The organism is Enterobacter cloacae complex sp. SHL012, from assembly GCF_049237505.1.
Classification (GTDB): Bacteria; Pseudomonadota; Gammaproteobacteria; order Enterobacterales; family Enterobacteriaceae; genus Enterobacter; species Enterobacter kobei.
On the sequence record NZ_JBMKIZ010000001.1, the window covers coordinates 435,178 to 448,759 of the forward strand.

Annotated in this window: 13 protein-coding genes; 9 read left to right on the forward strand and 4 right to left on the reverse strand. The window is 55.2% G+C overall.

Translation table 11 applies throughout. The features are described from left to right. Positions 1-86: 86 nt before the first annotated feature. Positions 87-1,682 carry an ABC transporter substrate-binding protein gene (locus ACOTY9_RS02125; protein WP_333109890.1) on the forward strand — a complete coding sequence of 532 codons (1,596 nt, stop codon included), beginning with the start codon at positions 87-89 and terminating at the stop codon, positions 1,680-1,682. A 135-nt stretch (positions 1,683-1,817) separates the two neighbouring features. After that, positions 1,818-2,492: a DUF3313 domain-containing protein gene (locus ACOTY9_RS02130; protein ID WP_318586867.1), complete on the forward strand. Its 675-nt coding sequence runs from the start codon at positions 1,818-1,820 to the stop codon at positions 2,490-2,492. Between the two features lie 33 nt (positions 2,493-2,525). Here the strand turns inward: ACOTY9_RS02130 and ACOTY9_RS02135 are convergent, their stop codons facing one another. Continuing rightward, a complete protein-coding gene (locus ACOTY9_RS02135) occupies positions 2,526-3,422 on the reverse strand; it encodes a DMT family transporter (protein WP_023330396.1) in 897 nt (298 codons plus the stop codon). Positions 3,423-3,596: 174 nt separating this feature from the next. Here ACOTY9_RS02135 and ACOTY9_RS02140 point away from each other — a divergent pair, with 174 nt between their 5' ends. Beyond that, positions 3,597-4,469, forward strand: a complete 873-nt coding sequence (locus ACOTY9_RS02140) for a helix-turn-helix transcriptional regulator (protein ID WP_059372945.1) — start codon at positions 3,597-3,599, stop codon at positions 4,467-4,469. Here ACOTY9_RS02140 and ACOTY9_RS02145 read toward each other — a convergent pair. Beyond that, positions 4,359-5,615: a benzoate/H(+) symporter BenE family transporter gene (locus ACOTY9_RS02145; RefSeq protein ID WP_059372943.1), complete on the reverse strand. Its 1,257-nt coding sequence runs from the start codon at positions 5,613-5,615 to the stop codon at positions 4,359-4,361. The two genes, ACOTY9_RS02140 and ACOTY9_RS02145, sit on opposite strands and share 111 nt — an antisense overlap. 92 nt (positions 5,616-5,707) lie before the next feature. Between ACOTY9_RS02145 and ACOTY9_RS02150 the strand changes: the two genes are divergently transcribed. After that, on the forward strand, positions 5,708-6,235 hold the full coding sequence (locus ACOTY9_RS02150) for a helix-turn-helix domain-containing protein (protein ID WP_014883809.1): 528 nt from the start codon (positions 5,708-5,710) through the stop codon (positions 6,233-6,235). Positions 6,236-6,315: 80 nt separating this feature from the next. Then, on the forward strand, positions 6,316-8,280 hold the full coding sequence (locus tag ACOTY9_RS02155; RefSeq protein WP_180261756.1) for a peptidase U32 family protein: 1,965 nt from the start codon (positions 6,316-6,318) through the stop codon (positions 8,278-8,280). Here ACOTY9_RS02155 and ACOTY9_RS02160 read toward each other — a convergent pair whose 3' ends face one another. After that, entirely contained in the window at positions 8,281-8,511 is a 231-nt protein-coding gene (locus tag ACOTY9_RS02160; RefSeq protein ID WP_014883811.1) for a DUF2554 family protein, read from the reverse strand. It abuts the gene before it with no gap. A gap of 243 nt (positions 8,512-8,754) precedes the next feature. Here ACOTY9_RS02160 and ACOTY9_RS02165 point away from each other — a divergent pair, with 243 nt between their 5' ends. After that, complete coding sequence (locus ACOTY9_RS02165; protein ID WP_023330401.1) at positions 8,755-9,117, forward strand: hypothetical protein; 363 nt, start codon at positions 8,755-8,757, stop codon at positions 9,115-9,117. 228 nt (positions 9,118-9,345) lie between these two features. On the opposite strand, the gene ftrA is transcribed toward ACOTY9_RS02165, so the two are convergent. Further along, positions 9,346-10,353, reverse strand: a complete 1,008-nt coding sequence (ftrA, locus tag ACOTY9_RS02170) for a transcriptional regulator FtrA (protein ID WP_063666559.1) — start codon at positions 10,351-10,353, stop codon at positions 9,346-9,348. 73 nt (positions 10,354-10,426) lie between these two features. On the opposite strand from ftrA, the gene ACOTY9_RS02175 reads away from it, so the two are divergent. From ACOTY9_RS02175 to urtA, 3 genes are all read left to right on the forward strand, one after another. Further along, positions 10,427-10,840, forward strand: coding sequence for a rhodanese-like domain-containing protein (locus ACOTY9_RS02175; RefSeq protein WP_014883814.1), 414 nt, complete (start codon positions 10,427-10,429; stop codon positions 10,838-10,840). A 156-nt stretch (positions 10,841-10,996) separates the two neighbouring features. Further along, the gene (locus ACOTY9_RS02180) at positions 10,997-12,100 is read left to right on the forward strand and encodes a cobalamin-independent methionine synthase II family protein (RefSeq protein ID WP_023330403.1); all 1,104 of its coding nucleotides are present in this window, start codon (positions 10,997-10,999) and stop codon (positions 12,098-12,100) included. A gap of 203 nt (positions 12,101-12,303) precedes the next feature. Next, a complete protein-coding gene (gene urtA, locus ACOTY9_RS02185) occupies positions 12,304-13,575 on the forward strand; it encodes an urea ABC transporter substrate-binding protein (RefSeq protein ID WP_177336797.1) in 1,272 nt (423 codons plus the stop codon). The last annotated feature ends 7 nt before the right edge of the window (positions 13,576-13,582 follow it).

Below are 13,582 nucleotides of genomic sequence, written 5' to 3' on the forward strand. Positions count from 1 at the left end.
CGGGTGTTTGCCACATCACTTTAATGTTATTTATGAAATGGCAAAAGAATTAATTAGCCGTCGAATTAAAAAGACAGGAATAAATGATGACAAGCAAACGCACAACATTAATGCTGGCACTTGCTGCGCTTACGGTCAGTTCCTCCGTTGCCGCGAAAACGCTGGTGTATTGCTCCGAAGGGTCACCGGAAAATTTTAATCCTCAGTTATATACCTCAGGCACCAGCGTGGATGCCAGCGCCGTACCGGTCTATAACCGGCTGGTCGATTTCAAACCCGGCACCACAGAACTGGTGCCGAGCCTGGCAGAGCGCTGGGAGGTGAGCGATGACGGTAAGGTTTACACCTTCCATCTGCGCCAGGGCGTGAAATTTCAGAGCAATAAATCCTTCACGCCGACCCGGGATTTTAACGCCGATGACGTGATCTTCTCGTTTATGCGCCAGAAAGACGTCAATCATCCTTATCACAACGTCTCTAACGGCAGCTACTCCAACTTTGAAAGCCTGGAGTTTGGCAGCCTGATAACCGCCATTGATAAAGTCGATGACCACACCGTGCGCTTTACCCTGGCACACCCGGAAGCGCCGTTTGTCGCCGATCTGGCCTGGTATTTTGCCTCGATTCTCTCTGCCGAGTATGCCGATGCGATGCTGAAAGCAGGCACGCCGGAGAAGGTGGATATGGAGCCGATCGGCACCGGGCCGTTTAAGCTGGCGCAGTATCAAAAAGATTCCCGCATCCTGTTCACGGCGTTTGCCGACTACTGGCAGGGCAAATCAAAGCTGGACCGGCTGGTGTTTACCATCACGCCGGATGCCTCCGTACGTTTTGCCAAAATTGAAAAGAACGAGTGTCAGGTAATGCCGTTCCCGAACCCGGCGGACCTGCCGCGCATGAAAGCCAATAAAAATATTAACCTGATGAGCAAAGCCGGGTTGAATACCGGTTTCCTGGCGTTTAATACGCAAAAACCGCCGCTGGATAATGTGAACGTCCGCCGGGCGCTGGCGATGGCCATCAATAAGCCCGCCATTATCGACGCGGTGTTCCACGGCACCGGAACCGTCGCGAAAAATCTGTTGCCGCCCGGCGTCTGGAGCGCCAACAGCGAGCTAAAGGATTACGCGTACGATCCTGAAAAAGCAAAAGCGTTGCTGAAAGAGGCGGGTCTTGCTAACGGCGTGAGTATTGACCTGTGGGCGATGCCGGTGCAGCGGCCCTATAACCCGAATGCGAAACGTATGGCCGAGATGATTCAGGCTGACTGGGCGAAAATCGGCGTACAAACCCACATTGTCACTTACGAATGGGGAGAATACCTCAAGCGGGTGAAGGGCGGGGAGCATCAGGCTGCGCTGATGGGCTGGACGACCGCAACGGGCGATCCTGACAACTTCTTTGGTCCGCTGTTTACCTGTACGTCGGCAAATGGCGGCTCCAATTCGGCGAAATGGTGCTATAAACCGTTTGATAACCTCATCGCCGAAGCAAAATCGATAACCGATCGCGATAAACGTGTGGCGCTGTATCAAGAGGCCCAGCAGATGATGCATGACCAGATGCCGGCGGTCATGATTGCCCACTCAACGATTTTCGAGCCGGTGCGCAAGGAGGTGAAAGGCTACGAAATCGATCCGTTTGGCAAACATATCTTCTGGCAGGTGGATATCAATCCGTAATTTTTCGCTGCCCGGTATGAAGCCGGGCCTTCTTTTTGCAATTTGTGCTACTTACATCATTTTTTGTCACAACAAACCCGCCTGACTTTTGCTATAACTTCAAATGCATACTTGCAGATAACATGGAAAACTATCATGCGTACTCAAACTTTTTTTAAAGTTGCAGTGCTTACTGGTTTATTGGCTCTGGCAGGCTGTTCTTCAAAAGTCGCCGCCCCCGAACAATATTCAGGCTTTTTAAAAGATTACTCCGGCTTGCAACAGACGACATCTGCGACGGGCAAACCGACGCTGCGCTGGGTCGATCCTAATTATAACGAAGCGAATTACGACAGTATTATCTGGACGCCGATTACCTATTACCCTACGCCTAAACCGACCACTCAGATTGGGCAGAAAACCCTTGATGAGCTGCTGAACTACACCAATACCAAAATGAAAACGGCTATTGGTACTCGTAAGCCTATAGTGGCGACACCAGGTAAACATAGCCTGATTTTCCGGGGTGCCATTACAGGGGTGAGTTCGCAGAAAGAAGGCCTGCAGTTCTACGAAGTGGTGCCTGTCGCGCTGGTGGTGGCGGGGACGCAGATGGCAACCGGCCATCGCACCATGGATACCCATCTCTACTTTGAAGGTGAACTGATTGATGCAGCCACCAACAAACCGGTGATGAAGGTTGTTCGTAAGGGCGAAGGTAAAGAGCTGAGCAATGAAAATACGCCAATGACCTTTGCGACGCTGAAGCAGGTTGTGGATGATATGGCGACGGATGCCACCATGTTTGATGTGAAAAAAACCACGAAATAATGTAAAACGGCCTGCTCTGCGCAGGCCGTTTTTTTATGCTGTTCGTAAGCGCCTGAACCAGGTTTCGGGTTTAGTGAACATCACCATATTCCCACCCAGAATCAGCAGTAAACCGACGATACCGTTGAGATGCCAGACGTAGCCCTCATACACCGTTGAGATGGAGAGCGCCACCAGCGGGAAGAGTAGCGTGCTGTACGCCGCTTTCCCGGGGCCAATACGCCCGACCAGCGTGAAGTAAGCGCCGAAAGCAATCACCGAACCAAACAGAGCCAGATAGAGCAGTGCGCCGATGTAGCTCACCGTCCATTCCGGGGTAAAGCTGTCCCCTCTGAAGAGGGCAATGCAGCCCATCACCAGCGTACCGTAAAGCATCGCCCAGGCGTTGGTGGTCATGGTTTCCAGGCCTCTGCGCTGATGGCGCATGCTGATCATGTTGCCCAGCGAGAAACCATAGGTTCCAAGCGCAGAAAGGCCAATGCCCGTCAGAAGCGATACGCTCCAGCCGCTGGCAAGCAGATCGTCCCAGAAAAGGGTAATAATCCCGACCAGACCCAATGCCGCCGCCGTCCAGAAACGCGCGGGCGGGCGCTGACCAAAGAAAATAAAGCTATTAATGGCGTTATAGAGCACCGCCATGGAGAAGATGACGGATTCCAGCCCGGTATTGATGTGCGCGGCCGCGGTATAAAAGCACCAGAAGTTAAAGCAGAAAACGCAGCATCCCTGAAGCATGCAAAAAAGGTGATCCCGTAGCGCCAGCTTACGCAGTCGACGCAGGGCAAGTAACACCACCATCATCGTGGCGCTGGCCACGGCGAAACGCCAGAAAATCGACACCGGGGCCGCCACGGGACCTTGCTGCAGGAAAATGGCAATCCAGGTGGTTCCCCAGATGACCACGACCAGTCCGTATAATAATGCGTTCATATCATTTCTCTTCTCAAACCACGAAAGCCCGCAGTATGGCGCTGAAATGCGCCGTGGGCTTTCACCGGCTTGCGGCAGACTTGCAAAATCTTGCGCTTTTTTCTCTCCGGGGGACTGGCAACGGGGAACAACAATTCTTAGACTGACAGTTCGATCACTCACGCGCTAACGGTTATGTCTCACGCTTACGATACCTTTGAAACGCTTAGTCAGCAGAATGCCGTCCTGCGGGAGACGGTCTCGCTGAACTCGGGTATTCAACTGGCGGCGTGGTACAACAAGCACGATACGATAACGGTTAAAAGCAATCATCACACCCTGAGCCTGTACGTGGCCGACGGTTATGAGAGCTATCAAAAAACGCCGGGCGGCTGGAAGAACGGCGGGGGACCGGACCGTTTCTGCCTGATGCCGAAAGAGAGTGAATCGACGTGGGATATCCGTGATGACCTGTCGTTTGTCCATCTCTACTGCACCGATGAACACCTGCGCGACGTGGGCGAAAAAATCTGGGATAAGCGGCCGCTGTCGCTGACGCTGGACGAACGCATTTTTGGCAGTGACCCGAAGATCACCGCGCTGTATCGCCAGTTTTTACTTGGCTGCGACTGGCAGCAGCAGGCCAATCAGCTCACCCTGAGTACAGCATCCACGTTGCTGATGACCCATCTGCTGCAAAACTACTCCAACGTTCAGTGGAAGCTGCCGGTCGTCACCGGCGGGTTATCGCCTTTCGTTCTGCGCAACGTGCTGGCCTTCATAGAAGAGCATCTTGGCCAGCCGTTAACCCTGGCCGAGCTGGCGGCGCAGGCAGCCCTCAGCGAATACCATTTTGCCCGCATGTTCCGCCAGTCGACGGGGCTGGCACCGCATCAGTACGTGATGCAGCGACGCATGGAAAAAGCAAAAAACCTGGTGCAGCATAGCGCAATGCCACTAACGGACATCGCGCTGGCCTGCGGATTTAACTCCGCCAGCCACTTCAGTAACCGTTTCCGCAGCGTGATGGGTATTACGCCGTCCCAGCTGCGCGCGGCGAGCGCGTGAAAACAGGGCATAGCATATCCCGCCCAGCACCAGCCCCCAGAATGCCGAACCGATGCCCAGAAGGGTGACGCCGCTCGCGGTCATCAGAAACGTGACGATGGCTGCGTCACGTTCGGCTTCATGATTCAGGGCCTGAAATAAACTCCCGCTGAGGGTTCCAAGCAACGCCAGCCCCGCCAGGGTCTGGATCCAGCTCAGCGGCAGTGCAGCCATGATCCCGGTAATAGACCCGCCGAAAACTCCAGCCAGCAGATAAAACCCACCGGCTGCAATGGCCGCCAGCCAGCGTTTAGTCGTATCCGGATGGGCATCAGCGCTTTGACAGATGGCGGCGGTAATGGCCGCGATGCAGATGGAGAAGACGCCAAAGGGGGAAAGCAGCAGCGCCAGGCCACCGGTAATGATGATGAGCGGTGAGACCGCCAGCGAGTAGCCGGAGGCTTTCATCGTGGCGAAGCCCGGCGCATTCTGTGAGGCCATGGTCACCAGGAAGAAGGGCAAACCGATACTCACCAGGCTGGTAAAAGTAAAGTCGGGGGCAATAAACTCAGGCATCACAACGGAGAGGCTGACTTTATCGGTGGCAACGTCACCACTTATCCATGCCACGAGACCACCTGCCAGCAGCGTAACCACGATGGCATAGCGCGGCGCCAGAGCTTTTGCCAGCAGCCACGCGGCAATCATGCTACCGCACAGCAGAAAGTGGCCGTCAAGATGTGCAAACGCGTGCAGGCCAAACTGCAGAAGCACGCCTGCCAGCATGGCGGCCGCGAGCGAATGGGGGATCAGCGTCATCAGACGAGCGAAAAGCCCCGTTATACCGCAGAGTAAAATAAGCGCGTTAGCGAAGATAAACACACCGATGGTTTCAGACAGCGTCACCCCTTGCAGGCTGGTGGCGAGCAGGGCGGCTCCGGGGGTTGACCAGGCCGTCAGTACCGGCGCTTTAAACCACCAGGAGAGCGCCAGCGTGCTGACTCCCATCCCAATCCCCAGCGCGGTCATCCAGCCCGCGATTTGCTGCGCGCTGGCACCTGCCGCGGCGGCGGCTTGCCAGATAATGGCGGCCGAACTGGCATAACCCACCAGGACGGCGACAAATCCAGCCAGTGTGACTGGAATAAGATGAGAGGAAGGGCGCATGGCAACTCCGTTGTGCGTTATAACGTCCGTATTACGGTAGCACTGTGCGTTATAGCGTACAAGTGGTATGATCATCGGCACCAGGAGGGAACATGGACATCACACAACATCTTGCAGCAACACTGAAAACACTGCGTCAGGCCCGCGGCTGGAGCCTGTCAAAGCTGGCGGACGAGGCCGGCGTGTCGAAAGCGATGCTCGGCCAAATTGAGCGCAATGAATCCAGCCCGACGGTATCGACCCTGTGGAAAATCGCCACCGGGCTGAACGTTCCGTTTTCCGCGTTCATCACGCCAGAGGCAGACAGGCAGGCTGTGTTTGATCCCCAGCAGCAGGCGATGGTCGTCAAACCGCTCTTTCCGTGGGATGAGACCCTGAGGTTCGATCATTTCTCTATTACGCTGGCGGCGGGTGCCCTGAGCGAATCCACGCCCCATGAGGCGGGCGTGATTGAACATGTGGTGGTCATTAGCGGAGAACTGGAGATGAAAATCGACGGCGAATGGCAGACGGTTTATGCCGACTCGGGCGTCCGTTTTGCCGGTGATAAACCGCATGCCTACCGCAACAGCAGCGACCGGCCGGTGCATTTTCACTCTCTGATCCATTATCCCCGCTGAGGCTACGCAAAACTGTTTCGCTGTCGTAGACTTCTGACTACAATAGCCGCCATTTTGACCATAACGGATAACGACGAAGTATGCGCCTGCAATCCCATCATCTTGAACTTTTAAGCCCGGCCCGTGACGCCGCCATTGCCCGCGAAGCGATCCTTCACGGCGCGGACGCCGTCTACATTGGCGGCCCTGGCTTTGGTGCCCGCCATAACGCCAGCAACAGCCTGCGCGATATTGCCGACCTGGTGCCGTTCGCCCACCGTTTCGGGGCGAAAGTGTTCGTGACCCTGAACACCATTCTTCATGATGATGAGCTGGAGCCTGCGCAACGACTGATCGGCGATCTCTATCAGACCGGCGTCGATGCCCTGATTGTTCAGGACATGGGGGTTCTGGAACTGGATATTCCGCCGATTGAACTGCACGCCAGTACCCAGTGTGATATCCGCACGGTGGAGAAGGCGAAGTTCCTCTCCGACGTCGGCTTTTCGCAGATCGTTCTGGCCCGTGAGCTGAACCTGAATCAGATCCGTGATATCCACCAGGCGACAGACGCGACGATCGAGTTCTTTATCCACGGCGCGCTGTGCGTGGCCTATTCCGGTCAGTGCAACATTTCCCACGCCCAGACGGGCCGCAGCGCCAACCGTGGCGACTGTTCGCAGGCCTGCCGTCTGCCGTATACCCTGAAAGACGATCAGGGCCGCGTAGTGGCGTTCGAAAAACACCTCCTCTCCATGAAGGATAACGATCAGACCGCCAACCTGGGCGCGCTGATTGATGCGGGCGTCCGTTCCTTCAAGATTGAAGGGCGTTATAAAGACATGAGCTACGTGAAGAATATCACCGCGCACTACCGTCAGATGCTGGACGCCATCATCGAAGACCGCGGCGATCTGGCGCGCGCGTCGGCAGGTCGTACCGAGCATTTCTTTATTCCGTCGACGGACAAAACTTTCCACCGCGGCAGCACGGACTATTTCGTGAATGCCCGTAAAGGCGATATCGGCGCGTTCGACTCACCGAAGTTCATCGGTTTACCGGTCGGTGAAGTGCTGAAGGTGGCGAAAGATCATCTTGATGTTGAAGTGACGGAGCCGCTGGCGAATGGCGATGGCCTGAACGTGATGATTAAGCGTGAAGTGGTGGGTTTCAGGGCTAATACGGTCGAAAAAACCGGTGAAAATCGCTATCGCGTATGGCCGAATGAAATGCCTGCCGATCTCTACAAGGCGCGTCCGAACGCGCCACTTAACCGTAACCTCGATCATAACTGGCAGCAGGCGCTGCTGAAAACCTCCAGCGAGCGTCGTATCGCGGTGGATATCGAGCTTGGCGGCTGGGAAGAACAGCTGATTCTGACCATGACCTGTGAAGACGGTATCAGCGTGACGCATACGCTGGATGGCCTGTTCGAGGTGGCAAACAACGCGGAAAAAGCGCTTAACAGCCTGAAGGATGGCGTGGCGAAGCTGGGGCAGACGATTTACTACGCGCGCGCTATCGAGGTTAACCTGCCGGACGCGCTGTTTGTGCCGAACAGCCTGCTTAACCAGTTCCGCCGTGAAACGGCAGAGCTGCTGGATGAAGCGCGTCTGGCCCAGTATCCACGCGGTAGCCGTAAAGCGGAAGTTGTTCCGGCCCCGGTATACCCGGACACGCATTTATCTTTCCTGGCGAACGTCTACAACCATAAGGCGCGTGAATTCTATCATCGCCACGGTGTGCAGCTGATCGACGCGGCCTATGAAGCGCATGAAGAGAAGGGTGACGTGCCGGTGATGATCACCAAGCACTGTCTCCGCTTCGCCTTCAATCTGTGCCCGAAACAGGCAAAAGGCAATATTAAGAGCTGGAAAGCGACGCCCATGCAGCTGGTCAACGGTGATGAAGTCCTTACCCTGAAGTTTGACTGCCGTCCCTGCGAAATGCATGTTATTGGCAAGATGAAAAACCATATTTTCAAAATGCCGCAGCCGGGCAGCATTGTCGCTTCCGTCAGTCCTGACGATCTGATGAAAACCCTGCCAAAACGTAAGGGGAGCTAACTACCTTACGTGCGTCTCCGGTTTGCGCGATTTCTGCCACAGGTGGTGTTCGCGCAAACCCTCCGCTGACTCTTCCGCTGCGCTGCGTAATTCATCGCTGTCGGCCTCGTGCCGCAGCTGATGCCCCACATTCTTTACCCATACATATTCATGCCCTTTGTGCCCGGCCATAAGCTGCCCTGAAAACAGCGCACAAATAAGCATGACGAGAGATAACCCTTTTTTAATCATGGTTTCACCGCTGAGTGACGTTGCGGGGATAATCATGGCGATTATTTCTTAGTGTTATTATTCAATAATTCAAAGTACGGCAAAGAAAATGTCAAATAGTGTTGGCTCAGAATTGTTTTTAAGAAATATCCTAAATGCGCCTAAAGCACTGTCAACTACCACTTCTGGACCATAAACAGGCGTTTGAATTAGGGATAATCCTATATAATAGGGATTCTCTGGCTAAGGAATGAGTCTTAATAAATGAAAAAAATAATCGCGTTTGCGCTCCTCGTGGCTGCTGTGGGTGCTACGGCAGGGGTTCGCTATATCGGGAATGACGAACCAGAATATATTCAGTCCGCAGAAACCCGTGTTGGTTCATATTTAACCAGCGATTACGGGCGTGTAGCCTGCAATAGCAAACAAGTAGACGATCAGCGCTGGGAATTAGATTGCCTGCATCAGGCAAGAGGAAAAGTATTCCAGTTTGCGGTGTATCCTTCTGAAAAAGCCCCCTATGGTGTTTCGCGTTCGTTTTATCTCGAAGCGATTAATGATGAAGCAAAACAGAGCGCCGAACAGGGTCTGATGCGTTATTTGCAAATCAACACGAAGGCGAGTTAATAGAGCTGTTTAGCTTTCGTTAAGTTAATCAGTGTTAGTTTGTAAGGGATCCGCAGCCCGACCATGGAGCGTCGGGGACGTAGAGACCAAAATACAAATCTATCCATGCAAGCATTTACCGCCAGATAATGGCGGTTTTTTTTTGCCATTTCGCGTATGTGCCCCTCATCCCAGCCCTCTCCCTCAGGGAGAGGGGCGTCTGTGTCGGTATTATGTTGTGGGGATCCCTCAGCGGGCAGGACCTGGACGCGAAAATTGCTTGCGGTACTGGGCCGGCGAAAGGGCAAATTGCTGACGAAAGTGGTGGCGCAACGTCGCCGCCTGTCCAAAACCGGTCTGTTCAGCGATGCTGTCGATGCTCAACCGACTGCTTTCCAAGTAATCTTTTGCTCTCAACAGACGCTCATTGATCAGCCAGCGCGACGGTGTCGTTCCCGTTGCCGCCTCGAAGCGACGAAGGAAGGTACGCTGGCTCATGCCCACCCGACGCGCCAGCGAGTCGACGCTGTGCGGTTCAACGAGATGGTTGTGCAGGAAATCAAACAGCTGTCCCAGACGCTGGCTCTCCCGTAGCTGTGCCACCGGGCGGCTCAGCTGTTGCGGCTGCGAACCATCCCGGTGGGGAGGAATAACCAGCCGACGCGCCACGCTGTTGGCGGTTTCCATGCCATAATCCCGGCGGACGACGTGCAGACAGAGATCGATGCCCGCCGCGCTACCAGCAGAAGTCAGAATATCCCCCTCGTCCTGATAGAGTACGTCTTCAACCACGTCGATGTCAGGGTAGCGGGCTTTAAGCGCCTCAATGTAGCGCCAGTGGGTTGTGGCTTTGCGCCCGTTCAACAGTCCCGTTGCGGCCAGCACAAACACACCCGAGCAGATGGACAGCAGCTGGCATCCACGAGCGCTGGCCTCACTCAATGCGTCGCACAGGGCCCTGGGAACCGGCGCGTCCAGCCCCCGCCAGCCGGGAACCACGATCAGATCCGCAGACTCAAGCAGGCTCAAATCACCATCAGTCACCATGCGGATCCCGCCCGTCGCCCGCAATTCTCCGCTATCCACACCTGCCACAGCAAAGCGATACCAGGCGTCGCCCAGCTCAGGACGTGGCAGGCCAAAAATCTCAACCGCCACGCCAAACTCAAAGGTACAGAGGCCGTCATACGCCAGCACCACCACCTGAGGGCGGGAAACCTGTCTTAAGTTTGTCATCTTTTTGCTGTTTTCTGGCATAAGCAAGCGCATTCATGGGCTGAATTTGTGGATAGAGTAGTGTTAACACAAACGCCAAAGATGAGGAAGGATCATGAGCTATGTTACTGAATTTCCGGCTGCCGAGCCGCAGGAAGCCGTTACCCATTTTCTGCGTCGCCTGAGTGTCGAAACCGACTGTGCCGATGTGCATCATGCCATCGCCAGTCATGAGCAGGACTTCGTGCTGCTGCATGTGGTAGGGAGTGCGGAACAATTCGCCCGTCGTCATGTCCCCGGCGCACTGCACATGCCGTGGAGCCAGATTACTGCTGAACGCATGGCCCGGTGGCCGGACGGCACGCTGTTTGTCGTTTACTGCGCGGGGCCGCACTGTAACGGCGCGGACAGGGCTGCGCTGAAGCTGGCGCGACTCGGGTTGCCGGTCAAAATCATGCTGGGCGGGATCACTGGCTGGGAAGATGAACGCTACGCGTTTGCCAGTCAGGGATCCGTTTCCGCCCTGTGAAGATGAATTTTTTTCAACACCCGTGAAATTTTCTCGTTTGCCGGAGCCGGTGAGGTATGACATCTTTTTTGGACATTTAGACATCCAGAAGTCTAAAGATTCAAATAATGAATTATCACTGCCGGCAATTATTACCGTCAGACAGAGGAGATTTCCATGCAACGACAGCACGCCCCATACCGCGCCGATGTAGTAGGCAGTTTTTTACGTCCAGATGCCATTAAACAGGCCCGCCTGAAGTTCGCCAGCGGTGAGATAGATGCCGCACAGCTTCGCGCGGTGGAGGACGATGCCATTCGCCACGTCGTCGAGCAGCAGTGTGCGTGCGGTCTGCATGTGGTGACCGACGGTGAATTTCGCCGTGCCTGGTGGCACTTCGATTTCTTCGATGGCCTGCAGGGGGTTGAGCGTTACGATTCGCAGCAGGGTATTCAGTTCAACGGGGTACAGACCAAAGCCCACGGCGTGCGCGTCACCGGCAAGCTGGGCTTTGGCGATCATCCGATGCTGGACGATTTCCGCTATCTGAAAAGCATCAGCGGTAATGCGCAGCCGAAGATGACCATTCCCAGCCCAAGCGTCCTTCATTTCCGCGGCGGCCGCAAAGATATCGACGCGACGGTTTACCCGGACCTGAACGTCTATTTTGACGATCTGGCGACCACCTGGCGCGACGCTATCCGGGCCTTCTATGATGCAGGCTGCCGTTACCTGCAACTTGACGACACCGTCTGGGCCTACCTCTGTTCGGACGATCAGCGTCGTCAGATCCGCGAGCGCGGCGATGATGCCGATGAGCTGGCGCAGATCTACGCCCGCGTGCTGAACAAGGCGCTGGAAGGTAAACCGGACGATCTGACCATCGGGCTGCATGTCTGCCGCGGCAACTTCCGTTCAACCTGGATTTCGGAAGGGGGATACGAGCCGGTGGCGGAAGTGCTGTTCGGTACGGTGAACGTAGATGCCTTCTTCCTGGAATATGATAACGACCGCAGCGGTGATTTTGCGCCACTGCGCTTTATTCGCCCGGGCAAGCAGCAGGTGGTGCTGGGTCTGATAACCACCAAAAACGGAGAGCTGGAGAACCCGGAAGGGGTTAAAGCCCGTCTGGAAGAGGCGGCAAAATACGTGGCCAAAGAGCAGATCTGCCTCAGCCCGCAGTGCGGCTTTGCCTCGACCGAAGAGGGCAACAGCCTGAGTGAAACTCAGCAGTGGGACAAAGTCCGTCTGGTGACACAGATCGCCAGTGAAGTCTGGTAAAAACACCGCCCCAGCGCTGCATTATAAAAGTGCAGCGCTGTGCCATTCTGAGTCGTTCTCTTTACATCCCGCGTTCAATCCCCCGCCATAGCGCAATGTTCATTCTGGCATCCTTTTTGCTCCTGCTTCGCTGACACATTTTTTTTCCGCGTCCATGCCGTAACGGACGTTTTTGCACAGCGTTCTTTTTCAGGAGTGAAAATATGCAGCGTCGTACCTTATTAAAAGCCTTTGCGTTATCCGCGTCCGTCGTGGCGATGGGAATGAGTTTTGGTGTGCAGGCGGCCGATACCATCAAAGTGGGGATCATGCATTCTTTGTCCGGCACGATGGCCATCTCCGAAACCCCGCTGAAAGATGTCGCGCTGATGACCATTGACGAGATCAACGCCAAAGGGGGCGTACTGGGGAAAAAACTGGAGCCGGTGGTGGTGGATCCCGCTTCAAACTGGCCGCTGTTTGCCGAGAAAGCGCGTCAGCTGCTGAGCCAGGATAAAGTCGCGGTGGTGTTTGGCTGCTGGACCTCCGTTTCGCGTAAATCGGTGCTGCCTGTCTTTGAGGAGCTGAACGGCCTGCTGTTCTATCCGGTGCAGTATGAGGGTGAAGAAATGTCACCCAACGTCTTTTATACCGGTGCCGCACCGAACCAGCAGGCCATCCCGGCGGTGGAATACCTGATGAGCGAAGACGGCGGCGCGGCGAAACGCTTCTTCCTCTTGGGCACCGACTACGTCTACCCGCGCACCACCAACAAGATCCTGCGTGCGTTCCTGCATTCGAAAGGTGTTGAGGATAAGGACATCGAAGAGGTTTACACCCCATTTGGTCATAGCGACTACCAGACGATTGTCGCCAACATCAAGAAATTCTCCGCAGGCGGCAAAACTGCCGTAGTCTCGACCATCAATGGCGATTCCAACGTGCCGTTCTATAAAGAGCTGGCAAACCAGGGGCTGAAAGCAACCGACGTGCCGGTAGTGGCGTTCTCCGTCGGTGAGGAAGAGCTGCGCGGTATCGACACCAAACCGCTGGTGGGTAACCTGGCGGCGTGGAACTATTTTGAGTCCGTGGACAACCCCACTAACCAGGCCTTCGTGGCGGATTACAAAGCCTATGCGAAAGCACACAAACTGCCGAATGCCGACACTGTCGTCACCAACGACCCAATGGAAGCCACTTACGTAGGGATCCATATGTGGGCGCAGGCGGTGGAAAAAGCGGGCACGACCGACGTAGATAAAGTGCGTGCCGCAATGGCCGGCCAATCGTTTAAAGCGCCTTCCGGCTTTACGCTCAGCATGGATGCCACCAACCATCATCTGCATAAGCCGGTCATGATCGGTGAAATTGAAGGCAACGGCCAGTTCAACGTGGTGTGGCAGACGGAACAGCCGGTCCGCGCACAACCGTGGAGTCCGTTCATCGCCGGGAATGACAAAAAGCCCGACCAGCCGATGAAAACCGCCAGCAACTAAGCCATCA

What these genes read in the sequence shown, in the direction of transcription:
- ACOTY9_RS02125 (WP_333109890.1), top strand. Translation starts at nt 87, where the DNA reads ATGACAAGCAAACGCACAACATTAATGCTGGCACTTGCTGCGCTTACG.
- ACOTY9_RS02130 (WP_318586867.1), top strand. Translation starts at nt 1,818, where the DNA reads ATGCGTACTCAAACTTTTTTTAAAGTTGCAGTGCTTACTGGTTTATTG.
- ACOTY9_RS02135 (WP_023330396.1), bottom strand. Translation starts at nt 3,422, where the DNA reads ATGAACGCATTATTATACGGACTGGTCGTGGTCATCTGGGGAACCACC.
- ACOTY9_RS02140 (WP_059372945.1), top strand. Translation starts at nt 3,597, where the DNA reads ATGTCTCACGCTTACGATACCTTTGAAACGCTTAGTCAGCAGAATGCC.
- ACOTY9_RS02145 (WP_059372943.1), bottom strand. Translation starts at nt 5,615, where the DNA reads ATGCGCCCTTCCTCTCATCTTATTCCAGTCACACTGGCTGGATTTGTC.
- ACOTY9_RS02150 (WP_014883809.1), top strand. Translation starts at nt 5,708, where the DNA reads ATGGACATCACACAACATCTTGCAGCAACACTGAAAACACTGCGTCAG.
- ACOTY9_RS02155 (WP_180261756.1), top strand. Translation starts at nt 6,316, where the DNA reads ATGCGCCTGCAATCCCATCATCTTGAACTTTTAAGCCCGGCCCGTGAC.
- ACOTY9_RS02160 (WP_014883811.1), bottom strand. Translation starts at nt 8,511, where the DNA reads ATGATTAAAAAAGGGTTATCTCTCGTCATGCTTATTTGTGCGCTGTTT.
- ACOTY9_RS02165 (WP_023330401.1), top strand. Translation starts at nt 8,755, where the DNA reads ATGAAAAAAATAATCGCGTTTGCGCTCCTCGTGGCTGCTGTGGGTGCT.
- ftrA (WP_063666559.1), bottom strand. Translation starts at nt 10,353, where the DNA reads ATGCCAGAAAACAGCAAAAAGATGACAAACTTAAGACAGGTTTCCCGC.
- ACOTY9_RS02175 (WP_014883814.1), top strand. Translation starts at nt 10,427, where the DNA reads ATGAGCTATGTTACTGAATTTCCGGCTGCCGAGCCGCAGGAAGCCGTT.
- ACOTY9_RS02180 (WP_023330403.1), top strand. Translation starts at nt 10,997, where the DNA reads ATGCAACGACAGCACGCCCCATACCGCGCCGATGTAGTAGGCAGTTTT.
- urtA (WP_177336797.1), top strand. Translation starts at nt 12,304, where the DNA reads ATGCAGCGTCGTACCTTATTAAAAGCCTTTGCGTTATCCGCGTCCGTC.